We start from the raw sequence: 25030 nt of genomic DNA on the forward strand, positions 1-25030 counted from the left end.
TGTCTTTTATAAAAGACAAAATATCTAAACGATCATCAACTCCAGCTTTTCGCGCAATTCCCCTTCCAGCGGCAGCGCTTTCTGAGTTTTAAGATCGATACAGACAAAGGTGATCAGTGCATCAGCCACCACCTGCCCTTCTGGATCGAGCGTCACCACCTGGCTTAACACGCCGCTCTTGCCATTGATCTGCTGAACCTGGCTGGTCACCGTGAGCACATCGCCCAGCACGGCCGGACGACGGTAGTTAATGTTGATATTGACGACCACGAACGCGATGTTGTGCGCGGTCAGCCATTGAAAGCTTTCGCTGTTTTCCAGCCCGTCCCAGCGCGCTTCCTCAAGAAACTCCAGGTAGCGGGCATTGTTCACATGCTGGTAAACATCGAGGTGAAAACCGCGTACTTTGATTTTTGTCTGCATAGCGCAATAGCCTTTACTGTTATTGTAGGATGAGAGGTCATAACTGGTATGACCTCTTTATCCTGGCAAATTTTTGCCGCAGTGCAAGAAATTGCGTGATTACAACGTCAGGTGTGAGAGGTTGCGCTCAACCAGCGCGCTCCCCATGCCCGGAACCTGTTTGAGATCGTCGACCGTTTTGAAAGGACCATACTCTTCACGATAGCTGACGATGGCCTGCGCTTTTTTCAGACCGACGCCATTCATCACGCGGGCGAGATCCTCGGCAGAGGCTGAATTGATGCTGACTCGCGTACCGTCATCATCCACGTTTTTACCGACGTCAGTCGCTTTGGTTTGCCCCTGCCCCGGCGCTGCGGTGTCGGTCTTACTCTGTACCGCCTGTGATTTAGCGGCAGGTGTCGCCGCCATTGCGCCCGCGCTCAGCCCGCTGGTGGCAATAGCCAGCGTAATTAACAGTGCTTTGATTCCACATTTCATGCTGTTATCTCCTTGTTTGTAGACAGCCACGTCACGATAGCCGCCCGATAAAAGAGGCACAAACAGCAGAGTGCAGAAATGGAAAAGGCCGCGAAAGCGGCCTTTAGTTATTGCAGAGCGTTACGAAAATCTGCGAGCAGATACGTAATTATTGCTGCTGAGTGATGATGTCACCCAGCTTAATTTTGGCATCTTTACGCAGGTTGCTCATCATGGCTTCGAAAGCAATCTGAGCATTGTTCTGGGTAATCCCCTGGACCATTGCCTTCTTCTGCGCGTCAGGCAGGGTACCGGCTTTCACTTCATCCAGCGCCAGCAGAACGACGTTACCCTGCGCATCGGTGGTAGTACCGAAGCTTGGCTTGTCCTTCGCAGGCAGAGTCAGGCCAAACGCCGCCTGGCTGATTGGATCCTGACCGGTACGGCTCAGCGTTTTCGCTTCACCGAAGCTCAGGCCAGCCGCTTTCAGCGCATCCTCTTTACCCGCTTTCAGATCGGCCAGAATCTTCTCAGCATCCAGCTTCGCCTGCTGTTCCGCTTTGTTGTGCTTAACCTGAGCGACGACCTGATCCTTCACTTCCGCCAGCGGTTTGACCGCTTCTGGCTTGTGCTCGCTGACGCGCAGCACAAACGCACGATCGCCATCGACGGTAATGATGTCTGAGTTACTGCCCGGCGTGCCGTTCTCGCCCACCAGACCACCATTGAAAATGGCATCAGAAACCGGTTTGAAGTTCAGCTCTTCCGGCAGGTTGTCACGACCAAACCAGCCCGTCTCAACCGCTTTCACCCCAGCCGCTTGCTCGGCACCCGCCAGAGATTCGTTGTCGTTGCTCGCCGCATCGCTCACCTTCTGCTGCAGCGCATAGTAGGCATCCAGCGCTTTTTCCTGCTTCACTTTTGCCGCGATATCGTCACGAACCTCAGCCAGCGGCTTGGTTTTCGCCGCGGTGATGTCGTCCAGACGCACGACCAGGAAACCTACGGATGATTTAATGACGCCAGACAGTTGGCCTTTCTCTTTCAGACCAGCATTTTTCAGCTCATCCGGCGTGGTCGCGTCTTCCAGCCAGCCCATATCGCCGCCGTTTTTCGCAGAGATAATGTCGGTGGATTTCGCTTTCGCGATGGTCGCAAAATCAGCGCCTTTGTTCAGCTCATCCAGTACCGCTTTGGCATCCGCCTCGGTTTTGGTCTGAATCACGCTGTAGCGATTACGCTGCGGCTGTGTGAACTGATCCTGATGCTGGTCGTAGTAAGACTGGATTTCCGCGTCAGACGCGCTTTCCTGCAGCGCAGCCGCATCCAGCTTGATGTAGCTCACGCGGAACTGCTCTGGAGAAACAAAGGAATTCTTGTTCTGCTCGTAGTAAGCGTTAACGTCAGCGGCGCTCACCTGCTGTTTCGCGGCAAGGGCGTTCACATCAATAGTCGCTTCACGTACAACGCGCTGCTGTGCCACCAGCGCGGCCAGTTCATCCGTTTCACCTTTGAGCATGAAATCAGTGCCGACAACGGCATTGATGAGCTGCTGAGTGGTCAGCTGGTTACGCAGCGCCTGCGCGTACTGATCGGCCGTCATTCCCATCTGGTTAACGATGCTGTTGTAACGCGCGTTGTCGAATTTACCGTTAGACTGGAAGGCTTGCGTGGAGAAAATGGCTTTTTTCACCTGCTCATCGCTGATGCCAAGGCCCAGTTTTTTGGCATACTGATCCAGCAGCGCTTCGTCGATAAGACGGTTCAGAGTCTGTTGGCGCAGGGTCTTCATGTACCCTTCGTTCGCTGCCAGTTCAGAGAATTGGTCGCCCAGCTGTTGCTGCATACGGTTACGTTCACCGGCAAAAGCATTCTCGAACTGACCGCGGCTGATCTCCTGGCCATTCACTTTTGCGGCATAGTTCGCGCCACCGCCAATAAGGTAACTGCTCACGCCGGTCAATATGAACGACACGATAATGATACCGAAAATAATCTTGAGCACGAGACTGTTAGCAGCCGTGCGTAAGCTGTCCATCATGGTGTAACAACACTCCGCTGTAGGTGACTGGTTACCTGACGCTGACGGAAAATCCTGCCCGTCGCGCGTAAAGTCGTATTGTGACAAGAAAACGGGGCGATTGTCAGCCCACAACTCGCATAAACTCGCACAAATCAGGTCTGGACAAACAAAAAAGGCACATCAAACGATGCGCCCTTGTACTATCCGGCTTCCCTGAAACGGGAAAGCAATCAGTTTACTGCGTCTTTCAGCGCTTTACCTGCACGGAAACCCGGCACTTTAGCGGCAGCAATGGTGATCTCTTTACCGGTCTGAGGGTTGCGGCCAGTACGGGCAGCACGCTCTTTAACAGCAAAAGTACCGAAGCCTACCAGTGCAACGTCGTCCCCAGCCTGCAGAGATTCAGTAACAGAAGCAATTAATGCATCTAACGCACGTCCAGCTGCAGCTTTAGAAATATCAGCACCAGCAGCAATTTTGTCAATCAGTTGAGATTTATTCACTGTTCTCTTCCTCTCTTTATAATTTATATCGCGCCTGAATCCTTCACAACGCGACCGCGCAGCAGTTATATCAGGCCTGCCATGACCTTACAACACCCGTTGTTGATGGCTGACCTAATCAGCAATCTAAATTAGCTATACAAAAAAAGGCTGGCAAGTGCGAAATGACTTACCAGCCTTGTTTTTATTGACGCTCTTTGCGCGAGGTCACTATTTTGCGGTTACAACCTGCATTCCTGACGGTTCATTCTGCAATGCGAGACTAAGAACTTCCTCAATTCGCTTAACAGGATGAATCTGCAGGTCGGCAATCACGTTGTCCGGAATCTCTTCCAGATCGCGTTTATTTTCGTAAGGGATCAATACGGTTTTGATCCCACCGCGGTGTGCCGCCAGCAGTTTTTCTTTTAAGCCGCCAATCGGCAGAACCTGACCACGCAACGTAATCTCACCGGTCATCGCCACATCGGCACGCACCGGGTTCCCTGTCAGGCAAGAAACCAGAGCGGTACACATGGCAATACCCGCGCTTGGACCATCTTTCGGCGTCGCCCCTTCAGGTACGTGCACGTGGATGTCGCGTTTTTCGTAGAAATCAGGGTTGATCCCCAGTTTCTCCGCGCGCGCGCGCACCACGGTCAGCGCCGCCTGAATGGACTCCTGCATCACTTCACCCAGCGAGCCGGTGTAGGTCAGTTTGCCTTTACCCGGTACACAGGCGGTTTCGATGGTCAGCAGATCGCCGCCCACTTCCGTCCATGCCAGACCGGTCACCTGGCCCACGCGGTTTTCGTTGTCCGCGCGACCGTAGTCGAAGCGCTGAACACCGAGATAGGCATGCAGGTTATCGCCGTCAATCACAATGTGTTTCAGGCTCTTATCCAGCAGCAACTGTTTCACCGCCTTACGGCACAGTTTAGAGATTTCACGCTCAAGGCTACGCACGCCCGCTTCACGGGTGTAGTAGCGAATGATGCCAATAATCGCGCTGTCCTCGACGGTCAGCTCGTTGGATTTCAGCGCGTTACGCTCAATCTGTTTCGGCAGCAGGTGCTGTTTAGCAATGTTCAGCTTCTCGTCTTCGGTGTAACCGGAGAGACGGATCACTTCCATACGGTCCAGCAGCGGAGCCGGAATGTTCATGGAGTTCGACGTCGCCACGAACATGACGTCGCTCAGGTCGTAGTCCACTTCCAGGTAGTGATCGCTGAACGCCACGTTCTGTTCTGGATCAAGCACTTCCAGCAGGGCTGACGCCGGATCGCCACGCATGTCCGACGACATCTTGTCGATCTCATCCAGCAGGAACAGCGGGTTTTTAACGCCCACTTTCGCCATCTTCTGGATCAATTTACCCGGCATAGAACCGATGTAGGTACGGCGGTGACCGCGGATTTCCGCCTCATCGCGTACGCCACCCAGCGCCATACGGATATACTTACGTCCGGTCGCTTTGGCGATGGACTGACCCAGAGAGGTTTTACCCACCCCTGGCGGTCCTACCAGGCACAGAATTGGGCCTTTGATTTTGTTTACACGGCTTTGTACCGCGAGGTACTCAAGAATGCGGTCTTTCACGCGTTCCAGGCCATAGTGGTCGGTATCGAGGATTTCCTGCGCCTGACGCAGGTCTTTTTTGACCTTGCTGCGGGCGTTCCACGGAACCTGCACCATCCACTCAATGTAGCCGCGTACGACGGTCGCTTCAGCCGACATTGGAGACATCATTTTCAGCTTCTGCAACTCGGCTTCGGCTTTCTCTTTCGCCTCTTTCGGCATCTTCGCCGCGTCGATCTTACGCTTCAGCGCTTCGTTTTCGTCCGGCGCGTCGTCCATCTCGCCCAGCTCTTTCTGAATGGCCTTCATTTGCTCATTCAGATAGTACTCACGCTGAGATTTTTCCATCTGCTTTTTCACGCGGTTGCGAATACGCTTCTCAACCTGCAGCAGATCGATTTCAGACTCCATCATCGCCATCAGGTATTCCAGACGTTCGTTAACGTCGGACATTTCCAGCACAGACTGTTTGTCAGCCAGCTTCAGCGGCATATGTGCAGCGATGGTGTCCGCCAGACGTGCAGGATCGTCGATGCTGTTCAGCGACGTCAGCACTTCTGGTGGGATTTTCTTGTTCAGCTTGATATAGCCTTCGAACTGGCTAATCGCGGTGCGAACCAGTACTTCCTGCTCGCGCTCATCAAGTTCAGGCGAATCAAGGTACTCTGCCTTGGCAGAGAAATGTTCGCCGTCGTCTGACAGAGTGGTAATACGCGCACGCTGCAGGCCTTCAACCAGCACCTTCACGGTGCCGTCAGGTAGCTTCAGCATCTGCAAAATAGAGGCCACGGTCCCGACGGTGAAAAGATCGTTTACACCCGGCTCATCCGTTGATGCTTCTTTCTGCGCCACCAGCATGATTTTTTTATCATGATCCATAGCGGCTTCGAGGCAACGGATAGATTTTTCCCGCCCTACAAATAAGGGTATGACCATGTGCGGATAAACCACCACATCGCGCAACGGCAATACGGGGATTTCAATGCGTTCAGAACGCTCAGGATTCATAGAGCTCTCTCTTAGTTAGTGTCCGCCAGGTAAGCTGGTCATGTCACTGTGCTTCACATAACCATTAACATGTATCCAGTATATGGGGATGTTTCCCACACATTCAACGCTATGAATACGGAAAAAGTAAAGGGGAGATAAAATCCCCCCTTTTTGATTAACTGCTTGTATGATTTGGTGAATTATTCGCCAGATGCCTGCTGGGCTTCCGGTTTACCGTAAATCAGCAGCGGCTTGGTTTGACCGCTGATGACGGACTCGTCAATCACCACTTTCTCAACGTCTTCCATCGACGGCAGATCGTACATGGTGTCGAGCAGTGCCGCTTCAACGATAGAACGCAGACCACGAGCACCGGTTTTACGGACCATCGCTTTCTTGGCAATGGCATCCAGCGCTTCGTCGCGGAATTCCAGGTCAACGCCTTCCAGATTGAACAGCGCCTGATACTGCTTGGTCAGCGCATTTTTTGGCTCTTTCAGGATCTGGATCAGCGCGTCTTCACTCAGCTCATTCAGCGTTGCCACAACCGGCAGACGACCGATGAACTCAGGGATCAGACCAAATTTGATCAGGTCTTCCGGTTCAACCTGAGACAGCAACTCGCCTTCGTTCGGTTTTTCAGCCGTCGATTTCACCGTTGCGCCAAAACCAATGCCGGAGCCGGTTTCAACACGGTGGGAGATGACTTTATCCAGACCGGCAAACGCACCGCCACAGATGAACAGGATCTTGGAGGTATCAACCTGCAGGAACTCCTGCTGAGGATGTTTACGCCCACCCTGTGGTGGAACGGCGGCTACCGTACCTTCAATCAGCTTCAGCAGTGCCTGCTGTACGCCTTCACCCGATACGTCACGGGTGATGGACGGGTTGTCGGATTTACGGGAGATCTTGTCAATCTCATCGATGTAAACAATCCCGCGCTGGGCTTTCTGTACGTCGTAATCGCACTTCTGCAGCAGTTTCTGGATGATGTTTTCGACGTCCTCACCCACGTAACCGGCCTCGGTCAGGGTGGTGGCATCCGCCATGGTGAACGGAACATCAAGCAGACGCGCCAGGGTTTCAGCCAGCAGCGTTTTACCGGAACCGGTTGGGCCGATCAGCAGAATGTTACTTTTACCCAGTTCAACGCCGTTGCTGGTGTCGCCGTTACGCAGGCGTTTGTAGTGGTTATAGACCGCTACCGCCAGCACTTTCTTGGCCTGCTCCTGACCGATGACATAGTCGTCAAGGTGATGACGAATTTCATGCGGCGTTGGCAGCGCGCTGCGCTCACGGTGCGGTGCGACTTCTTTAATCTCTTCGCGAATGATGTCGTTACATAAATCGACACATTCGTCGCAGATATACACGGACGGCCCGGCAATCAGTTTACGCACTTCATGCTGGCTTTTGCCGCAAAAAGAGCAGTACAGCAGTTTGCCCGAACCATCTTTGCGTTTATCTGTCATGAGTCCAAACCTCTTTTTAAGTTCTTTGTGCCGCACATGACGACGCAAATGCCATTCTAAGACGCAAGCTGCATCAAGCAGCGTGCCGCCCTACCTTAGTATAGCGGCACACTCGCGTCGCGGGCATCAATTACGATGGGTCAACACGGAGTCGACTAAGCCGTACTCAACTGCCTCTGAAGCAGAGAGGAAGCGATCGCGCTCGGTATCGCGCTCGATCTGCTCGAGAGGTTGACCCGTATGCTGCGCCATAAGTTCATTCATGCGCGCTTTTACTTTCAGAATTTCGCGGGCGTGGATTTCGATATCCGTCGCCTGCCCCTGGTAACCGCCCAGCGGCTGGTGAATCATCACGCGGGAATTTGGCAAGCAGAAACGCTTACCCTTCGCCCCTGCGGTTAACAGGAACGCGCCCATAGATGCTGCCTGACCCATACAGATCGTGCTGACATCCGGTTTGATGAATTGCATGGTGTCATAAATGGACATCCCTGCTGTAATCACGCCACCCGGGGAGTTAATGTACAGGTAAATGTCTTTTTCCGGGTTTTCCGCTTCCAGAAACAGCATCTGCGCCACGATCAGGTTAGCCATGTGGTCTTCCACCTGGCCGGTCAGAAAGATAACGCGTTCCTTGAGCAGACGGGAATAGATATCAAAAGAACGCTCACCACGTGAGGTCTGTTCAATAACCATTGGCACCAGAGCCATATGGGGTGCAAAGTTATCTCGTTCGCCACTGTATGACATTTCCGTCTCCTGGATCAAAATTGAAAACACCTGCTGTACTGATTGTAACCTTACGGACGGATTATCAGCCAGTCTCATTCATCATGATTACGTACTTATGGGGTTCACAGTGCCCTATTTCAAGCATAACAACCTTTTGTTGTTACGCTAACACCGAAAGGGCGTTTTAGCACTCTTCCTGGGCTCTGGCTGCGATAAAAAAAACCCGCTGCCGCAAGGCAACGGGTTTTCTGTTCAAACTTTAAACCGTTGGGGCGAAATTACGCCTGCTGGTTCATCAGTTCGTTGAAAGAGGTCGCTTTTTCGGTCACTTTCGCTTTCGCCAGTACCGCTTCAACCGCCTGCTCTTCCAGGGCTACGTTGCGCATGTTGTCCATCAGCTCTTTGTTCTTACCGTAGAACTCGATCACTTCTGATGGATCTTCGTATGCAGAAGCCATCTCTTCGATCAGGCCTTTGACACGCTCTTCGTCAGCTTTCAGCTCGTGGGTACGAATCACTTCGCCCAGCAGCAGGCCAACCACAACGCGACGTTTCGCTTGCTCTTCGAACAGCTCGCGTGGCAGTTCCATCGCTTGCTGCTGGTTGCCACCGAAACGCTGTGCAGCCTGACGGCGCAGAACGTCGATTTCGCTGTCGATCAGGGCAGCAGGAACGTCGATTTCGTTGGCTTTCACCAGACCTTCGATCGCCTGAGACTTCACGCGGTTGCGCACAGCACCGTTCAGCTCGCGCTCCATGTTTTTACGCACTTCGGTACGCAGGCCAGCAACAGAACCGTCTTCCACGCCGAAACGCTTGATGAACTCTTCAGTCAGTTCTGGCAGTTCGCGCTCTTCCACTTTCTTCAGGTTGATGACGAACTTCGCTGCTTTACCCTTCAGGTTTTCAGCGTGGTACTCTTCAGGGAAGGTCACGTCGATGGTGAATTCTTCGCCCGCTTTGTGGCCTTTGATACCGTCTTCGAAGCCTGGGATCATACGACCCTGGCCCATTGCCAGTACGAAGTCAGACGCTTTGCCGCCTTCGAACTCTTCGCCGTCTACAGAACCGGTGAAGTCGATGGTCACACGGTCTTCCGCGTCAACAGCGCCTTCTTTCTCTTTCCAGTTCGCCTGCTGCTTACGCAGGGTGTCCAGCATGCCGTCAACGTCTTCGTCAGTCACGGAGACAATCGGTTTTTCAACTTCGATAGATTCCAGACCTTTCAGCTCAACTTCCGGGTACACTTCGAACTCTACGGAGTAGGTGAAGTCTTCGCCCAGTTTGTATTCGCCTGGAACGTAGTTTGGCGCACCGGCCGGATTGATTTTTTCTTTGATGATCGCATCGATAAAGTTGCGGCTCATCAGTTCACCCAGCACATCCTGACGCACGGAAGCGCCATAACGCTGAGCAACAACATTCATTGGTACTTTGCCCTTACGGAAGCCGTCAATACGTACTTTTTTTGCTACGTTGACCAGCTCGCTTTTCACAGCAGTTTCGATGCTGTCAGCAGCGATAGTAATCGTTACACGGCGGCCAAGGCCTTGAGTGGTTTCAACTGAAACTTGCATCTTGTTACCTCAAAAAAATCACAGTGCTCGGTCAACTCTGAATCTGTCTGTTATACCGGGATGCTCTCTTAGTGCAGATTCACATTCCCTGTCGCCAGAATCATCCCGAAGACATTCAATAAGACGCGGCATTATAGCGGCATCACTTAGGTGAGTCGAGAACGGTTGGGGCATGTTGCTGCGGCTTTTTTCACACTTTAAGGCTATTTTTAGCCTTAAAATCGCACCATCCGCTCAAAACTCAGACAAAACAAAACGGCCCGGAGGCCGTTTTGAGGAAATCTGTAAGCAACATACTGGAAAAGCTCCAGCCGTTGCAAATCCGATTTATCAGGCGATAGTGCCTGCACCGCGACAGGGCGGCGATGCGAAAACCGTATCCTGCAAGCCTTCCCATTCCTTAATGGTGTAGGTATGCAGTGCCAGCGCATGCACGGTCGTGGAGAGCTCTTCCGTCAAGGTGCTGTAGATCAAGCGATGTCGGTTCAGGAAACGTTCTCCCGTGAAGCGATCGCTAACCAGAACCACTTTAAAGTGGCTTTCAGAACCTGCCGGTACGTTATGACGATAGCTTTCGTCGACGACTTCGAGGAACACAGGGTTGAACGCTGCCCTTAATTTATCTTCTATATGCTCACGTATCATCATGAAATTACTCCTCCGACAACGCCAGGATGTCACCCATCCCTTTAAATGTTAGCCGCTTTTACCGTTTCCATTACACCTTGACAACAAATATTTAGCTTTCGTCTGATTTTCTCATTCAAACGAATGAAGTTCACTGTGAGGCTCATACCTTTTGTCATCCGTGGAAGGAGAAAATGGGTGAGCTGGTCAGTTTTCGGACAAGGCGATGAATTTACATGCGTTGACCACTTCCCCTGACCGTTGGCGATGTTATGATGGCGGCAATTTTTCTCTCTATTATGCTTACGATTCGTGAGAACCTTAAAATGTTAAAAAAACTCTTCTTTCCATTGGTAGCCCTTTTTATGCTGGCAGGCTGCGCTACCCCGCCGACCACCATTGATGTCTCACCGAAAATCACCCTGCCTCAGCAGGATCCAAGCCTGATGGGCGTCACCGTGAGCATTAACGGCGCCGATCAGCGTCAGGATCAGGCCCTGGCAAAAGTGACCCGCGATAACCAGCAGGTGACGCTCACCGCCTCCCGCGACCTGCGCTTCCTGCTGCAGGAAGTGCTGGAGAAACAGATGACCTCCCGTGGTTATATGGTTGGCCCAAGCGGCGCGGTGGATCTGCAGATCATCGTGAACAACCTGTACGCTGATGTGTCTCAGGGCAACGTGCGCTACAACATCGCCACCAAAGCGGATATCGCCATCATCGCGACCGCGAAGAACGGTAACAAGATGACCAAGAACTATCGTGCGAGCTACTCTGTAGAAGGCGCGTTCCAGGCATCGAATAAAAATATTGCTGATGCGGTTAACAGCGTGCTGACGGATACCATTTCCGACATGGCGCAGGACACCAGCATTCACGACTTCATCAAGCAGAACGCGCGTTAATCCTGCCCGCTGACCCGGTCTATCGCCGGGTCAGTTTTATAAGAACATGTCCAGCCATTACTTACGCATTTTCCAGCAACCGAAATCAGCGATTCTGCTGATCCTCGGCTTTGCCTCGGGTTTACCCCTCGCGCTCACCTCCGGCACCCTTCAGGCGTGGATGACGGTCGAGAACATCGATCTGAAAACCATTGGCTTCTTCTCGCTTGTGGGTCAGGCCTATGTATTCAAGTTTCTGTGGTCTCCGGTCATGGATCGCTACACGCCGCCTTTCCTCGGGCGTCGTCGCGGCTGGCTGGTGATGACGCAGCTCCTGCTGCTGCTGGCCATTGCGGCGATGGGGTTTCTTGAACCCACCACGCAGCTGCGCTGGATGGCCGCGCTTGCGGTGGTGATTGCCTTCTGTTCCGCCTCTCAGGATATCGTGTTCGACGCCTGGAAGACGGACGTGTTACCTGCGGAAGAGCGCGGTGCCGGTGCGGCCATCAGCGTGCTGGGCTATCGCCTCGGGATGCTGGTCTCCGGCGGGCTGGCGCTGTGGCTGGCAGACCGTTACTTAGGCTGGCAGGGGATGTACTGGCTGATGGCTGCTCTGCTGATCCCCTGCATTATCGCGACGCTATTGGCGCCTGAACCGAGTGACGTTATCCCGGTTCCCCGCTCGCTGGAGCAGGCCGTCGCCGAACCGCTGCGTGACTTCTTTGGCCGCAACAACGCCTGGCTGATCCTGCTGCTTATCGTCCTTTATAAGCTGGGTGACGCTTTTGCCATGAGCCTGACCACCACCTTCCTGATCAGGGGTGTCGGCTTTGACGCCGGTGAAGTGGGCGTGGTGAATAAAACGCTGGGGCTGTTTGCGACCATTGTCGGAGCACTGTATGGCGGCGTGCTGATGCAGCGCCTGACGCTGTTCCGCGCGCTGCTGATCTTCGGTATTCTGCAAGGCGCCTCTAACGCAGGCTATTGGCTGCTGTCGATTACCGACAAACATATGATCAGCATGGCTGCGGCGGTATTTTTTGAAAATCTCTGCGGCGGTATGGGGACTGCGGCCTTTGTCGCCCTGCTGATGACCCTGTGCAACAAGTCATTTTCCGCTACGCAGTTCGCACTGCTCTCGGCGCTCTCTGCCGTAGGCCGCGTTTATGTAGGCCCAATTGCCGGCTGGTTCGTGGAAGCCCACGGTTGGCCAACATTTTATCTCTTCTCGGTCGTGGCTGCCGTGCCGGGGATTTTATTGCTGCTGGTGTGTCGCCAGACGCTGGAATATACCCAGCGGACCGAACACTTTATGCCGCGCACCGAATATCACCGCGCCTACCGTTTTGCGTTACGACTGTTAATGGTGGGCTGCATTGCGCTGGCACTCTGGCTTGTGGTGCTCATTATTAATGCCAGCACGTCTCTGGCACTCCCCTTCGGGGCCCTTCTGCTGGACGCCGGTGCCCTGCTGGCTATCGTTGGGATCCTGACCGGGGGTCTGCTCGATTTCATGGCGTTGCGTAAAACGCAGCTGACCTGAAGAAAAATACGAAAGGTTATTTCCCGTTGTAGTCACCAACCGAAATTATAACGGTGAAATAGCCACCAGCGACGAAAAAAAATATTTGTTGTTTTGTGCGGGATAGGATTTGGAAATTATTGGCTCCGGTTCCAAAACGCTATTTTTCATTAAACGATTCAGCATGTGATAGTTTGATTTTTCGTTTTTTAGATGTCTTTTTATTGATAATTAATTGTTAATTTTTTGTTTATTTTTAACAATGGTTATACCAATTGCCCCTTTTAGGGTATGCTTGGGGGTCCTTTCGTTATAAAGCCCATCTCATGCGGCTTCGGTCATAAAAATCGACATAATTTGCAACACTTGTGACACGTGCGGCAGAACCCGGTAACACCTTCCTGACACAGGCCTAATGATGTTTACAGTAATGTAACCTTCCCGTAAAATGCCCGCACACTTTAAACGCCACCAGACTCCCGTGGAATTGAGGTCGTTAAATGAGACTCAGGAAATACAATAAAAGTTTGGGATGGTTGTCATTATTCGCAGGCACTGTATTACTCAGTGGCTGTGATTCTGCACTACTAGACCCCAAAGGACAGATTGGACTGGAACAACGTTCACTGATATTGACGGCTTTTGGCCTGATGTTGATTGTGGTTATTCCAGCCATTTTGATGGCTGTTGGTTTCGCCTGGAAGTATCGTGCGAGCAATAAAGATGCGAAGTATAGCCCGAACTGGTCACACTCCAATAAAGTGGAAGCTGTGGTCTGGACGGTCCCTATCCTGATCATCCTGTTCCTTGCCGTACTGACCTGGAAAACCACTCACGCACTTGAGCCGAGCAAGCCGCTGGTTCACGATGAAAAACCTATTACCATCGAAGTGGTCTCCATGGACTGGAAATGGTTCTTCATCTATCCAGAGCAGGGTATTGCTACCGTGAATGAAATCGCCTTCCCGGCGAACACTCCGGTTCAGTTCAAAGTGACCTCCAACTCCGTAATGAACTCCTTCTTCATCCCGCGTCTGGGTAGCCAGATTTACGCGATGGCCGGTATGCAGACTAACCTGCACCTGATCGCGAATGAAGCAGGCACCTATGATGGTATCTCCGCCAGCTATAGCGGCCCGGGCTTCTCAGGTATGAAGTTCAAAGCTATTGCAACGCCAGACCGTGCCGCTTTCGACCAGTGGGTTGAAAAAGCGAAGCAGTCTCCAAACACCATGTCTGACATGGCGGCGTTCGAAAAAGTGGCTGCACCTAGCGAATACAACAAGGTGGAGTACTTCTCTAACGTGAAACCCGATTTGTTCAAAGATGTGATTGGCAAATTTATGGATCACGGCAAGAGCATGGACATGACCCAGCCTGAAGGCGAGCACAGCGCGCACGAAGGTATGGAAGGCATGGACATGAGCCACGCGGAAACCGCTCACTAAGGGGCCGAGGAAGAAAATGTTCGGAAAATTGACACTGGATGCAGTGCCCTACCATGAACCGATTATCGTGGTTACGGTGGCTGCAATTATCATTGGTGGCGCGGCCTTACTGGCCCTGATCACTTACTTCGGTAAGTGGAGCTACCTGTGGAACGAGTGGCTGACTTCGGTTGACCACAAAAAACTCGGTATCATGTACTGCATCGTCGGTATCGTCATGTTAATTCGTGGCTTTGCGGATGCAATCATGATGCGTAGCCAGCAGGCACTCGCCTCTGCGGGTGAAGCCGGCTTCCTGCCGCCGCACCACTACGATCAGATCTTTACCGCTCACGGCGTTATCATGATCTTCTTCGTGGCGATGCCGCTGGTTATCGGTCTGATGAACGTGGTCGTTCCGCTGCAAATCGGCGCGCGCGACGTGGCGTTCCCGTTCCTGAACAACCTGAGCTTCTGGTTCACGGTTGTCGGCGTTATCCTGGTTAACCTGTCACTGGGTGTGGGCGAATTCGCGCAGACCGGCTGGCTGGCTTACCCACCGCTGTCAGGAATTGAGTACAGTCCGGGCGTTGGCGTCGACTACTGGATTTGGGCGCTTCAGCTCTCCGGTGTCGGTACAACCCTGACCGGTATCAACTTCTTCGTGACCATTATCAAGATGCGTGCCCCTGGCATGACCATGTTCAAGATGCCGGTATTTACCTGGGCATCTCTGTGCGCCAACATCCTGATTATTGCCTCCTTCCCAATCCTGACCGTCACCATCGCGCTGCTGACCCTGGACCGCTACCTGGGCACCCATTTCTTCACGAATGATATGGGTGGCAACATGATGATGTACATCAACCTGATTTGGGCCTGGGGTCACCCGGAAGTGTACATCCTGGTTCTGCCTGTGTTCGGTGTGTTCTCCGAAATCGCAGCAACCTTCTCGCGTAAACGTCTGTTTGGTTACACCTCTCTGGTGTGGGCAACTGTGTGTATTACCGTTCTGTCGTTCATCGTTTGGCTGCACCACTTCTTCACCATGGGTGCGGGCGCGAACGTAAACGCCTTCTTCGGTATTACCACCATGATTATCGCCATCCCGACCGGGGTGAAGATCTTCAACTGGCTGTTCACCATGTACCAGGGCCGTATCGTGTTCCACTCAGCAATGCTGTGGACCATCGGCTTCATCGTGACCTTCTCCGTAGGTGGGATGACCGGCGTACTGCTGGCGGTACCGGGTGCTGACTTCGTTCTGCACAACAGTCTGTTCCTGATTGCGCACTTCCATAACGTTATCATCGGTGGCGTGGTCTTCGGCTGCTTCGCTGGCGTAACCTACTGGTGGCCAAAAGCGTTCGGCTTCACGCTGAATGAGAAATGGGGTAAACGCGCGTTCTGGTTCTGGATCATCGGCTTCTTCGTAGCATTTATGCCGCTGTACGTGCTGGGCTTCATGGGTATGACCCGTCGTCTGAGCCAGCAGATCGATCCGCAGTTCCACCCAATGCTGATGGTTGCAGCGGGCGGTGCCGTGCTGATTGCCTGTGGTATCGCATCTCAGCTGATTCAGTTCTACGTGTCTATTCGCGACCGCGACCAGAACCGTGACCTGACCGGTGACCCATGGGGTGGCCGTACGCTGGAGTGGGCGACCTCTTCTCCACCGCCTTTCTATAACTTTGCCATCGTGCCGCAGGTTCATGAACGCGACGCATTCTGGGAAATGAAAGAAAAAGGTGAAGCGTACAAGCAACCTGCTCATTACGAAGAGATCCACATGCCGAAAAACAGCGGTGCGGGCATTGTGATTGCCGCTTTCGCGACGGTATTTGGTTTCGCAATGATCTGGCACATCTGGTGGATGGCGATTGTTGGCTTCGCTGGCATCGTAATCAGCTGGATTGTGAAGAGCTTTGACGAGGACGTGGACTACTACGTACCAGTCCGTGAAGTTGAGAAGCTGGAAAATCAGCATTTCGACGAGATTTCTAAAGCGGGGCTGAAAAATGGCAACTGATACTCTGGCGCACTCAACTGCCCACGCGCATGAGCATGCGCACCACGATACAGGACCGACCAAAGTCTTCGGTTTCTGGATCTACCTGATGAGCGACTGCATTCTGTTCTGCTGTCTGTTCGCGACCTATGCCGTTCTGGTGAACGGCACAGCGGGCGGCCCGACCGGCAAGGACATCTTTGAACTGCCGTTCGTTCTGGTTGAAACCGCACTGCTGTTATTCAGCTCCATCACCTACGGCATGGCGGCTATCGCCATGTACAAAAACAACAAGAGCCAGGTTGTGTCCTGGCTGGCGTTGACCTGGCTGTTTGGTGCTGGATTTATCGGGATGGAAATCTATGAATTCCATCACCTGATCATGGAAGGCTTCGGCCCGGATCGCAGTGGCTTCCTGTCCGCGTTCTTCGCGCTGGTCGGCACCCACGGTCTGCACGTGACCTCCGGTCTGATCTGGATGGCAGTACTGATGTTCCAGATCTCCCGTCGCGGCCTGACCAGTACTAACCGTACCCGTATCCTGTGCCTGAGCCTGTTCTGGCACTTCCTGGACGTGGTATGGATTTGTGTGTTCTCTGTTGTCTATCTGATGGGGGCGATGTAATGAGTCATTCTAACGATCATGGCGCTTCCCACGGCAGCGTAAAAACCTACATGACAGGTTTCATCCTGTCGATCATCCTGACGGTGATCCCGTTCTGGATGGTGATGAGCGGTTCTGCGTCTAAGCCGGTTATCCTGGGTGCAATCCTGGTGACCGCGGTGATTCAGATTCTGGTGCATCTGGTTTGCTTCCTGCACATGAACACCAAGTCCGATGAAGGCTGGAACATGACCGCCTTTATCTTTACCGTGATTATCATCGCTATCCTGGTAGTCGGTTCCATCTGGATTATGTGGAACCTCAACTACAACATGATGGTTCACTAAGAGCGGCGAGTATGTTTAAGCAATACCTGCAAGTAACGAAACCAGGCATCATCTTTGGCAACCTGATCTCCGTGATCGGAGGGTTCCTGCTGGCCTCCAAAGGCAGCATTGATTACACCCTCTTTATCTACACGCTGGTCGGTGTGTCACTGGTTGTTGCGTCCGGTTGTGTATTTAACAACTACATCGACATGGATATCGACAAGAAGATGGAAAGGACCAAAAATCGGGTGCTGGTGAAAGGCCTGATCGCCCCTTCCGTCTCGCTGGTGTACGCCACCTTGCTGGGTATTGCTGGCTTTATGCTGCTGTGGTTTGGTGCTAACCCGCTGGCTTGCTGGCTGGGGGTGATGGGGTTCGTGGTGTATGTGGGCGTCTACAGCCTGTATATGAAGCGTCACTCCGTCTACGGCACGCTGATTGGTTCTCTCTCCGGCGCAGCGCCGCCGGTGATTGGCTACTGCGCGGTCACGAACGAGTTCGACAGCGGTGCGCTGATCCTGCTGGCTATCTTTAGCCTGTGGCAGATGCCGCACTCCTATGCCATCGCGATTTTCCGCTTTAAGGATTATCAGGCAGCGAACATCCCGGTTCTGCCGGTCGTGAAAGGCATCTCCGTTGCCAAGAACCACATCACGCTGTACATCATCGCCTTTGCCGTGGCAACGCTGATGCTCTCTCTGGGTGGTTACGCTGGATACAAATATCTGGCGGTAGCGGCTGCGGTGAGCGTCTGGTGGCTCGGCATGGCGCTGCGTGGTTACAAAGTGGAAGATGACAAAGTCTGGGCGCGCAAGCTGTTTGTGTTCTCGATTGTGGCCATTACTTCACTGTCCGTGATGATGTCCGTGGACTTCATGGTGCCAGATTCACACAACCTGCTGACTTACGTCTGGTAAGCCACAACAGGTGAATAAAGGGGTGCTTCGGCACCCTTTTTTATTCATAAAATCCATTAATAACGCATGTAATATTTGTTAAATAACCCTTTATTTACCCCGCCCCTTCCCCGCACTACACTATGGCCTGCTTTTGAACTGAGGTGGTAATGAACGATTATAAAATGACGCCAGGCGAGCTACGCGCGACCTGGGGCTTAGGGACTGTCTTCTCGCTACGGATGCTTGGCATGTTTATGGTCCTGCCTGTTCTGACCACGTACGGTATGGCGCTGCAGGGGGCCAGCGAGGCGCTGATTGGCCTCGCCATTGGCATTTATGGTCTGGCGCAGGCGGTGTTCCAGATCCCGTTTGGCCTGCTCTCTGACCGGGTGGGCCGCAAGCCGCTGATTGTCGGCGGGCTGCTGGTCTTTGTGCTCGGAAGCGTAATTGCCGCCCTCTCCCATTCCATCTGGGGAATTATTCTCGGCCGCGCCCTGCAGGGTTCCGGCGCGATTGCCGCTGCGGTGATGGCGCTGCTGTCAGACTTAACCCGCGAGCAGAACCGCACTAAAGCGATGGCGTTCATCGGCGTGAGCTTTGGCGTGACGTTTGCGATTGCGATGGTGCTCGGCCCCATCATTACGCACACGTTGGGTCTGCACGCCCTGTTCTGGATGATTGCCGTGCTGGCAACCATCGGTATAGCCTTAACCTTGTGGGTGGTTCCGGACAGCAAAAACCACGTCCTCAACCGTGAGTCGGGGATGGTAAAAGGCTGCTTCAGCAAAGTGATTGTCGAGCCGCGCCTGCTTAAGCTGAATTTTGGCATTATGTGTCTGCACATTCTGCTGATGTCGACCTTTGTTGCCCTGCCCGGCCAGCTTGCCGCAGCGGGTTTCCCGGCGGCTGAGCACTGGAAAATCTATCTGGTTACGATGCTGATTTCGTTTGTCTCCGTCGTGCCGTTCATCATCTACGCTGAAGTGAAGCGCAAAATGAAGCGCGTCTTCGTGGGCTGCGTGGCGGTCCTGCTGATTGCCGAGATCGTGCTCTGGGGTGCCGGCCCGCACTTCTGGGAGCTGATTGCCGGCGTGCAGCTGTTCTTCCTGGCCTTTAACCTGATGGAAGCGCTGTTGCCTTCGCTTATCAGCAAAGAGTCCCCCGCCGGATATAAAGGCACCGCAATGGGCATCTACTCCACCAGCCAGTTTCTCGGTGTGGCGATCGGCGGCTCGCTCGGCGGCTGGGTGGACGGACTCTTTGATTCACAAACCGTGTTTCTCGTGGGGGCGCTGCTGGCGACAGTCTGGCTGCTGGTCGCCGGTACCATGAAAGAGCCGCGCTACGTGAGCAGCCTGCGCGTAGAAATTCCGGATGATGTGGAGATGAGCGATGCGCTGAAACAGCGTCTGGAAGCTAAAGACGGGGTCACAGAGGTGCTGATTGTTCCCGAAGAGCGCAGCGCTTACGTCAAAATTGACAGCAAGGTGACCAACCGCTTCGAGGTCGAGCAGGCGCTCAAGGCGTGATAAAAAGCCCGGTTAAACCGGGCTTTTTATATTAATCGCGGAAGTTTTTAAACTGGAACGGCTGCCCCAGATCGCCGCCGCGCACCAGCGCCATCACCGACTGGAGGTCATCGCGGGACTTACCGGTCACGCGAATCTCTTCGCCCTGGATCTGCGCCTGCACCTTCAGCTTGCTGTCTTTGATGAGCTTCACAATCTTCTTCTGCACCGCGCTCTCGATGCCCTGCTTCAGCTTGGCTTCTACAAACCAGTTTTTACCGCTGTGCACAAACTCTTCTGGCACATCCAGAGACGTTCCTTCGATGCCGCGCTTTAACAGCTTGGCGCGCAGAATGTCGAGCAGCTGATTTACCTGGAAATCAGACTCGCTCAGCACCTTAATGGTCTTATTTGCGTCGTTCAGCTCAAACGACGCCTCAACGCCACGAAAATCGAAACGTGACTCAACTTCGCGGGTTGCGTTCTCAACGCCGTTGCGAACTTCCTGGATATCAACTTCGGAAACAATATCGAAAGATGGCATCTTTTCTTCTCCCTTCACTTTTGTTGCGTTGCATAATACCCGCTACGAGGCATAACTCAACAGAAGCTTAGCTGTATAATTAAGCTGTAACACCTGGCGCAGTTGCAGGTGAGGAGGAACAATGAAAATTACAGTGCTCGGATGTGGAGCCCTTGGTCAGCTATGGCTGACCGCGCTGTGCAAGCACGGACATGAGGTTCAGGGCTGGCTGCGCGTGCCCCAGCCCTATTGCAGTGTAAACCTGATTGGCGAAGACGGAAGCATCTTTAACGAATCCCTCACCGCGAACGATCCTGATTTCCTGGCGCAAAGCGACCTTTTACTGGTGACGCTCAAAGCGTGGCAGGTTTCAGACGCGGTCAAGACACTGGCCGCCCAGCTCCCCCCCACTTCGCCCATACTTCTGCTGCATAACGGCATGGGGACCCTGGATGAGCTGAAAAGCGTTCCGCAGCCCCTGCTGATGGCAACAACCACCCACGCTGCGCGCCGCGACGGCAACATCATCGTGCATGTCGCCAGCGGCGTGACACACATCGGGCCTGCCAGAACGCAGGATGGGGACTACAGCTATCTTGCCGATGTGCTGCAGAAGGTGCTCCCGGACGTGGCCTGGCATAACCATATTCGTCCACAACTCTGGCGCAAGCTGGCCGTAAACTGCGTGATCAATCCGCTGACGGCGCTGTGGAACTGTCCGAACGGAGAGCTGAAAAATCATCCTCAGGAGGTTGCACTGCTCTGTGCGGAAGTCGCGGCGGTCGTTGAGCGGGAAGGCCTGCATACCTCGGCAGACGATTTGCGCTGTTATGTCGAGCAGGTTATTGAGAGTACGGCTGAGAACATCTCCTCGATGCTGCAGGATGTTCGGGCATTACGCCACACGGAGATCGACTATATCACCGGTTATTTGCTAAAACGCGCCCGCGCGCACGGCATCGCGGTGCCGGAAAACGCCCGTCTGTATGACCTGGTTAAACGTAAGGAGAGTGAATATGAGCGCGTCGGCACTGATCTGCCTCGCCCCTGGTAGCGAAGAGATGGAAGCGGTTACCACCATTGATCTGATGGTGCGTGGCGGCATTAACGTGACAACCGCCAGCGTCGCCAGCGATGGCAGCCTGGCGATTACCTGCTCGCGCGGCGTGAAGCTGCTGGCCGATGCTCCGCTCGTGCAGGTGGCCGACGGGGATTACGACATCATCGTCCTGCCCGGTGGCCTGAAGGGCGCGGAGTATTTTCGCGACAGCCCGCTGCTGGTTGAGACCGTGCGTCAGTTTCATTTATCCGGGCGCATTGTCGCGGCAATCTGCGCCGCCGCCGGCACGGTGCTGGTTCCCCATGACATCTTCCCCATCGGCAATATGACCGGCTTCCCGGGGCTGAAAGACACCATTCCGGAAGATCAGTGGGTGGACAAACGCGTCGTCTGGGATCCGCGCGTCAACCTGTTGACCAGCCAGGGGCCCGGCACCGCGATTGATTTTGGCTTAAAGATTATTGATCTGCTGGTCGGGCGCGAGAAGGCGTACGAAGTGGCGTCATCACTGGTGATGCCGGCGGGGATTTATAATTATTATGAAGAGTAGTGCATAAAAAAAGCCGGGTGGCGCGAGGTAAAAGCAAAACGGCAACCAAAGGTTGTTTTTAATGTTTGCGCCCTCTCCCTGTGGGCTGAGGAATCCCCACAAAATAATACCAGCACGGACGACCCCCTCTCCCTTGAGGGAGAGGGCTGGGGTGAGGGGGAATATACGGCTCTGGTGGTCATTCCGTTCACTTTATGTTGCTTGCTACTCTGTAAGGACATGACCTGTGAACGTGCCAGGGCGGCTCAATCGCCGCCGCCCTGGCGACCCGGGCTCCCGGCGGTAAATCGCCGCTTCGCGGTGCCTTCGGCTTATTCCTTCCGGCTTGTCGGGGACGGGCGGAGGTAACATCCCTGTAAAGCCGCCCTCTCGGCGCATCCATGCGCCTCGCCCCGGCCTACAGGAAACGCCTCAGCGATTTACAGCCGGACGAGGACATCGCTGTAAGTGATTCATTTCTCTGAAGCAATGTTCATCGCTTCAGGAAAAAAATTACTGGGGATCCCTCAGCCCTGTGGGAGAGGGTCGGGTGAGGGCATCAGGCCGCACGCTACGGACGATACACCTTCACATTTGCAAAGCCCTGCTCGCGCAGATACAGCGCCTGCAGGCGGCTCATCACCCCGCGCTCACACCACAGCAGGTACGTTTTGCTCTGGTCGAGGTCGCCAAACTTCGTGCTCAGCTTGTAGAACGGCAGAGAAACCACCTCCACGCCATCCACCTGCAGCGGTTTGTCATCCTGCTCGTCAATGGAGCGGATATCCAGAATCGCGTCGTTCGCGCCGAAACCGCTCACGGTCTCCACTTCAACCACTTCCTGTTCGGTCTGCTGGGCAATCTCACGGATATCAATGTTGGACGCTTCTTCCACCACTTTATCCAGGATGCTGAAATCGAAGTTCTCTTCTTCCGCTTCGATCTTCGCCTTCACCGCTTTCACCGTTGGGCTTTTTGAGATCACGCCACAGTATTCCGGCATAGTGCGGGCAAAATCTTCGGTGCCGATTTCGCGCGCCAGATCGATGATGTGTTCTTTATCGTGAGAGATCAGCGGACGCAGGATCAGCGTATCAGACACGTTGTCGATCAGGCGCAGGTTCGTCAGCGTCTGGCTGGAGACCTGGCCCAGCGCTTCGCCGGTAACCAGCGCCTGCACGCCGTAGCGTTCAGCCACTTTGGATGCCGCACGCACCATCATGCGCTTGAGGACAACGCCCATCTGGCCGTCGTCCACTTTCTCCAGAATCTCGCCGACCACCGGTTCGAAATTGATTGCCACGAAACGCACGCGGTGGGAGCTGCCGAAGCGGTTCCACAGGTAATGCGCCACCTGACGAACGCCGATTTCGTGCGCCGCGCCGCCCAGGTTGAAGAAGCAGTAGTGTACGCGGCAGCCGCGGCGCATCAGCATATAGCTGGAGACGCCGGAGTCGAAGCCGCCGGAGATCAGGGACAGAACATCTTCCTGGGTACCGATAGGGAAGCCACCGATGCCTTCATAGCGGCCTTTCACCAGCAGCAGGCGATCGTTTTCGATCTCCAGATTAACGGTTACGTCCGGGTTGGTCAGGCGCACGCGCGCAGACTCGACGTGCTGGTTCAGACCGCCGCCGACGTAACGCTCCACTTCAATGGAGCTGAACTCGTGCTTGCCACGACGCTTCACGCGCACGCAGAAGGTTTTGCCTTCGATCTGGTCGCGGTACTGGACCAGCGCTTTCTCGAAGATGTCGTGCATATCGCTAAACGGGACATCTTCCACTTCCAGGATATGGTGGATCCCCGGAATACGGGTCAGGGCGTCGCGAATATCCTGACGTTTGTTTTCGTCTTTGGCACGGACCTCAACGTGGTCCCAGTGGCGCACCACGGCGAGGGTTTCGTCGTAGTGCTTTAATACGTTACGAATGTTCCCGGTGAGAATTTTAATAAAGCGCAAACGCACAGATTGGCTTTTGATGGTGATTTCAGGGAACAATTTAATGATAAACTTCATGGCGGCAATGTTTCTTAGGCAAGCCTGTTAAGGCTTGTAATGGAAAAGAGTACAGCAGCCCACACCCGTGGCTGCATCCAGGCGCGCAAGTATACCACCATCGCGCCGCTCCTGTGCACATTGCGCGTTATTTGCTTATCCGCCCGAGTCCGTTACCATGTCGGGGCGAAGAATATAAGAGTCAATTCACTATGCCGAAGAAGAACGACGCACCGGCCAGTTTCGAAACTGCGCTGAGTGAACTGGAGCAAATTGTTACCCGCCTTGAGAGCGGCGATCTCCCGCTGGAAGAGGCACTCAACGAATTCGAGCGCGGCGTCCAGCTGGCGCGTCAGGGTCAGGTCAAGCTGCAGCAGGCCGAACAGCGCGTGCAGATCCTGCTGTCCGACAGCGAAGAGGCGAAAACCACGCCTTTCACACCGGACGCCGAGTAAATGGATTTTGCTAACGCGCTTCAGGCGCGCGTTGTTCGCGCCAATGATGCCCTGCGCCGTTTCATTGAACCGCAGCCTTTTCAGAACACTCCACTGGTTGAAGCCATGCACTATGGCGCACTCTTGGGTGGAAAGCGCCTGCGCCCGTTCCTGGTGTACGCCACGGGGAATATGTTTGGTATCAGCGATAACACCCTGGACGCCCCGGCAGCCGCCGTGGAGTGCATCCACGCCTATTCGCTGATCCACGACGATCTCCCGGCCATGGACGACGACGATCTGCGTCGCGGTCAGCCAACCTGCCACATTAAGTTTGGCGAGGCGAATGCCATTCTGGCGGGTGATGCCCTGCAAACGCTGGCATTCTCGATTTTAAGCGATGCACCGATGGCGGAAGTGGCCGATCGCGACCGTCTGGCGATGGTCTCCGAACTGGCAATGGCCAGCGGCGTCGCCGGGATGTGCGGCGGTCAGGCGCTGGATTTAGAGGCGGAAGGTCGTCAGGTTAATCTGGAACAGCTGGAGCGCATTCACCGTCATAAGACGGGTGCGCTCATTCGTGCAGCCGTTCGCCTGGGCGCGCTGAGCGCGGGTGAGCAAGGGCGCAAAGCCCTGCCGATTCTGGACAGATACGCAGAAAGTATCGGTCTGGCATTCCAGGTTCAGGATGACATTCTGGATGTGGTGGGCGATACTGCAACATTGGGTAAACGTCAGGGTGCGGACCAGCAGCTTGGCAAAAGTACCTACCCCGCCCTGCTGGGTCTTGAGCAAGCCCAACGTAAAGCCCGGGATCTGATTGACGATGCCCGCCAGTCGCTGAATCAGCTGGCCGCGCAATCGCTGGATACCTCGGCACTGGAAGCGCTAGCGGACTACATAATCCAGCGTGATAAATAAACTATATATCTCGATGA

At 54.1% G+C, this 25030-nt stretch carries 23 protein-coding genes; 12 read left to right on the plus strand and 11 right to left on the minus strand.

Going from position 1 to position 25030, the window contains the following annotated elements; translation table 11 throughout:
- Positions 1–24: 24 nt before the first annotated feature.
- The 9 genes from CWR52_RS07180 to bolA form a co-directional block, all read right to left on the minus strand.
- Positions 25–423: a YbgC/FadM family acyl-CoA thioesterase gene (locus CWR52_RS07180; protein ID WP_032646165.1), complete on the minus strand. Its 399-nt coding sequence runs from the start codon at positions 421–423 to the stop codon at positions 25–27.
- Between the two features lie 99 nt (positions 424–522).
- The gene (locus CWR52_RS07185; protein WP_104949259.1) at positions 523–903 is read right to left on the minus strand and encodes a helix-hairpin-helix domain-containing protein; all 381 of its coding nucleotides are present in this window, start codon (positions 901–903) and stop codon (positions 523–525) included.
- A gap of 148 nt (positions 904–1051) precedes the next feature.
- Entirely contained in the window at positions 1052–2923 is a 1872-nt protein-coding gene (gene ppiD, locus CWR52_RS07195) for a peptidylprolyl isomerase (RefSeq protein WP_104949260.1), read from the minus strand.
- Positions 2924–3135: 212 nt separating this feature from the next.
- Positions 3136–3408, minus strand: a complete 273-nt coding sequence (gene hupB, locus CWR52_RS07200; RefSeq protein WP_002444653.1) for a nucleoid-associated protein HU-beta — start codon at positions 3406–3408, stop codon at positions 3136–3138.
- A gap of 210 nt (positions 3409–3618) precedes the next feature.
- On the minus strand, positions 3619–5973 hold the full coding sequence (gene lon / locus CWR52_RS07205) for an endopeptidase La (protein ID WP_104949261.1): 2355 nt from the start codon (positions 5971–5973) through the stop codon (positions 3619–3621).
- Between the two features lie 182 nt (positions 5974–6155).
- Complete coding sequence (gene clpX, locus CWR52_RS07210; protein ID WP_045909778.1) at positions 6156–7430, minus strand: ATP-dependent protease ATP-binding subunit ClpX; 1275 nt, start codon at positions 7428–7430, stop codon at positions 6156–6158.
- Positions 7431–7556: 126 nt separating this feature from the next.
- A complete protein-coding gene (gene clpP / locus CWR52_RS07215; protein ID WP_008503317.1) occupies positions 7557–8180 on the minus strand; it encodes an ATP-dependent Clp endopeptidase proteolytic subunit ClpP in 624 nt (207 codons plus the stop codon).
- A 260-nt stretch (positions 8181–8440) separates the two neighbouring features.
- Positions 8441–9739 (minus strand): trigger factor, encoded by a 1299-nt coding sequence (gene tig / locus CWR52_RS07220; protein ID WP_008503318.1) that lies wholly within the window; start codon positions 9737–9739, stop codon positions 8441–8443.
- A 330-nt stretch (positions 9740–10069) separates the two neighbouring features.
- The gene (gene bolA / locus CWR52_RS07225) at positions 10070–10387 is read right to left on the minus strand and encodes a transcriptional regulator BolA (protein ID WP_021241655.1); all 318 of its coding nucleotides are present in this window, start codon (positions 10385–10387) and stop codon (positions 10070–10072) included.
- Between the two features lie 305 nt (positions 10388–10692).
- Here bolA and CWR52_RS07230 point away from each other — a divergent pair, with 305 nt between their 5' ends.
- The 8 genes from CWR52_RS07230 to CWR52_RS07265 all read left to right on the plus strand — a co-directional run bounded on the left by CWR52_RS07230 (position 10693) and on the right by CWR52_RS07265 (position 19568).
- The gene (locus tag CWR52_RS07230) at positions 10693–11271 is read left to right on the plus strand and encodes a lipoprotein (protein ID WP_028017643.1); all 579 of its coding nucleotides are present in this window, start codon (positions 10693–10695) and stop codon (positions 11269–11271) included.
- Positions 11272–11317: 46 nt separating this feature from the next.
- Positions 11318–12793: a muropeptide MFS transporter AmpG gene (ampG, locus tag CWR52_RS07235; protein WP_104949262.1), complete on the plus strand. Its 1476-nt coding sequence runs from the start codon at positions 11318–11320 to the stop codon at positions 12791–12793.
- Between the two features lie 479 nt (positions 12794–13272).
- Positions 13273–14220: a cytochrome o ubiquinol oxidase subunit II gene (cyoA, locus tag CWR52_RS07240; RefSeq protein WP_008503322.1), complete on the plus strand. Its 948-nt coding sequence runs from the start codon at positions 13273–13275 to the stop codon at positions 14218–14220.
- A 16-nt stretch (positions 14221–14236) separates the two neighbouring features.
- Positions 14237–16228, plus strand: coding sequence for a cytochrome o ubiquinol oxidase subunit I (gene cyoB / locus CWR52_RS07245; protein WP_014168864.1), 1992 nt, complete (start codon positions 14237–14239; stop codon positions 16226–16228).
- Positions 16218–16832, plus strand: a complete 615-nt coding sequence (locus CWR52_RS07250) for a cytochrome o ubiquinol oxidase subunit III (protein WP_008503324.1) — start codon at positions 16218–16220, stop codon at positions 16830–16832. Before cyoB ends, CWR52_RS07250 begins: the two co-directional genes overlap by 11 nt.
- Complete coding sequence (locus CWR52_RS07255) at positions 16832–17158, plus strand: cytochrome o ubiquinol oxidase subunit IV (RefSeq protein ID WP_006176899.1); 327 nt, start codon at positions 16832–16834, stop codon at positions 17156–17158. Before CWR52_RS07250 ends, CWR52_RS07255 begins: the two co-directional genes overlap by 1 nt.
- Before the next feature lie 11 nt (positions 17159–17169).
- A complete protein-coding gene (gene cyoE, locus CWR52_RS07260; protein ID WP_013095848.1) occupies positions 17170–18057 on the plus strand; it encodes a heme o synthase in 888 nt (295 codons plus the stop codon).
- A 149-nt stretch (positions 18058–18206) separates the two neighbouring features.
- Entirely contained in the window at positions 18207–19568 is a 1362-nt protein-coding gene (locus CWR52_RS07265; RefSeq protein WP_104949263.1) for an MFS transporter, read from the plus strand.
- A gap of 31 nt (positions 19569–19599) precedes the next feature.
- Here CWR52_RS07265 and CWR52_RS07270 read toward each other — a convergent pair whose 3' ends face one another.
- Positions 19600–20091, minus strand: coding sequence for a YajQ family cyclic di-GMP-binding protein (locus CWR52_RS07270; RefSeq protein ID WP_023334701.1), 492 nt, complete (start codon positions 20089–20091; stop codon positions 19600–19602).
- A 121-nt stretch (positions 20092–20212) separates the two neighbouring features.
- Here CWR52_RS07270 and panE point away from each other — a divergent pair, with 121 nt between their 5' ends.
- Together panE and yajL are read left to right on the plus strand one after the other, a co-directional pair.
- A complete protein-coding gene (gene panE / locus CWR52_RS07275) occupies positions 20213–21124 on the plus strand; it encodes a 2-dehydropantoate 2-reductase (RefSeq protein ID WP_023616113.1) in 912 nt (303 codons plus the stop codon).
- Positions 21087–21680, plus strand: a complete 594-nt coding sequence (yajL, locus tag CWR52_RS07280) for a protein deglycase YajL (protein ID WP_048030086.1) — start codon at positions 21087–21089, stop codon at positions 21678–21680. Before panE ends, yajL begins: the two co-directional genes overlap by 38 nt.
- A gap of 550 nt (positions 21681–22230) precedes the next feature.
- Here the strand turns inward: yajL and thiI are convergent.
- Positions 22231–23679 (minus strand): tRNA uracil 4-sulfurtransferase ThiI, encoded by a 1449-nt coding sequence (gene thiI, locus CWR52_RS07285; RefSeq protein WP_104949264.1) that lies wholly within the window; start codon positions 23677–23679, stop codon positions 22231–22233.
- 191 nt (positions 23680–23870) lie between these two features.
- Here thiI and xseB point away from each other — a divergent pair, with 191 nt between their 5' ends.
- Positions 23871–24113, plus strand: coding sequence for an exodeoxyribonuclease VII small subunit (gene xseB, locus CWR52_RS07290; RefSeq protein WP_045909783.1), 243 nt, complete (start codon positions 23871–23873; stop codon positions 24111–24113).
- On the plus strand, positions 24114–25013 hold the full coding sequence (gene ispA, locus CWR52_RS07295; protein ID WP_104949265.1) for a (2E,6E)-farnesyl diphosphate synthase: 900 nt from the start codon (positions 24114–24116) through the stop codon (positions 25011–25013).
- The last annotated feature ends 17 nt before the right edge of the window (positions 25014–25030 follow it).

Origin of the sequence: Enterobacter sp. SGAir0187 (assembly GCF_002952735.2) — a bacterium.
Lineage (GTDB): Bacteria > Pseudomonadota > Gammaproteobacteria > Enterobacterales > Enterobacteriaceae > Enterobacter > Enterobacter quasiroggenkampii.

Excerpts from the sequence above, each read along its gene's own strand:
- xseB (WP_045909783.1), top strand. The coding sequence starts at position 23,871 with ATGCCGAAGAAGAACGACGCACCGGCCAGTTTCGAAACTGCGCTGAGT.
- lon (WP_104949261.1), bottom strand. The coding sequence starts at position 5,973 with ATGAATCCTGAGCGTTCTGAACGCATTGAAATCCCCGTATTGCCGTTG.
- bolA (WP_021241655.1), bottom strand. The coding sequence starts at position 10,387 with ATGATGATACGTGAGCATATAGAAGATAAATTAAGGGCAGCGTTCAAC.
- CWR52_RS07255 (WP_006176899.1), top strand. The coding sequence starts at position 16,832 with ATGAGTCATTCTAACGATCATGGCGCTTCCCACGGCAGCGTAAAAACC.
- ispA (WP_104949265.1), top strand. The coding sequence starts at position 24,114 with ATGGATTTTGCTAACGCGCTTCAGGCGCGCGTTGTTCGCGCCAATGAT.
- CWR52_RS07230 (WP_028017643.1), top strand. The coding sequence starts at position 10,693 with ATGTTAAAAAAACTCTTCTTTCCATTGGTAGCCCTTTTTATGCTGGCA.
- tig (WP_008503318.1), bottom strand. The coding sequence starts at position 9,739 with ATGCAAGTTTCAGTTGAAACCACTCAAGGCCTTGGCCGCCGTGTAACG.
- cyoB (WP_014168864.1), top strand. The coding sequence starts at position 14,237 with ATGTTCGGAAAATTGACACTGGATGCAGTGCCCTACCATGAACCGATT.
- clpX (WP_045909778.1), bottom strand. The coding sequence starts at position 7,430 with ATGACAGATAAACGCAAAGATGGTTCGGGCAAACTGCTGTACTGCTCT.
- yajL (WP_048030086.1), top strand. The coding sequence starts at position 21,087 with ATGAGCGCGTCGGCACTGATCTGCCTCGCCCCTGGTAGCGAAGAGATG.
- cyoA (WP_008503322.1), top strand. The coding sequence starts at position 13,273 with ATGAGACTCAGGAAATACAATAAAAGTTTGGGATGGTTGTCATTATTC.
- CWR52_RS07180 (WP_032646165.1), bottom strand. The coding sequence starts at position 423 with ATGCAGACAAAAATCAAAGTACGCGGTTTTCACCTCGATGTTTACCAG.
- cyoE (WP_013095848.1), top strand. The coding sequence starts at position 17,170 with ATGTTTAAGCAATACCTGCAAGTAACGAAACCAGGCATCATCTTTGGC.
- clpP (WP_008503317.1), bottom strand. The coding sequence starts at position 8,180 with ATGTCATACAGTGGCGAACGAGATAACTTTGCACCCCATATGGCTCTG.
- panE (WP_023616113.1), top strand. The coding sequence starts at position 20,213 with ATGAAAATTACAGTGCTCGGATGTGGAGCCCTTGGTCAGCTATGGCTG.
- CWR52_RS07270 (WP_023334701.1), bottom strand. The coding sequence starts at position 20,091 with ATGCCATCTTTCGATATTGTTTCCGAAGTTGATATCCAGGAAGTTCGC.
- CWR52_RS07185 (WP_104949259.1), bottom strand. The coding sequence starts at position 903 with ATGAAATGTGGAATCAAAGCACTGTTAATTACGCTGGCTATTGCCACC.
- ppiD (WP_104949260.1), bottom strand. The coding sequence starts at position 2,923 with ATGATGGACAGCTTACGCACGGCTGCTAACAGTCTCGTGCTCAAGATT.
- CWR52_RS07250 (WP_008503324.1), top strand. The coding sequence starts at position 16,218 with ATGGCAACTGATACTCTGGCGCACTCAACTGCCCACGCGCATGAGCAT.
- ampG (WP_104949262.1), top strand. The coding sequence starts at position 11,318 with ATGTCCAGCCATTACTTACGCATTTTCCAGCAACCGAAATCAGCGATT.
- CWR52_RS07265 (WP_104949263.1), top strand. The coding sequence starts at position 18,207 with ATGAACGATTATAAAATGACGCCAGGCGAGCTACGCGCGACCTGGGGC.
- thiI (WP_104949264.1), bottom strand. The coding sequence starts at position 23,679 with ATGAAGTTTATCATTAAATTGTTCCCTGAAATCACCATCAAAAGCCAA.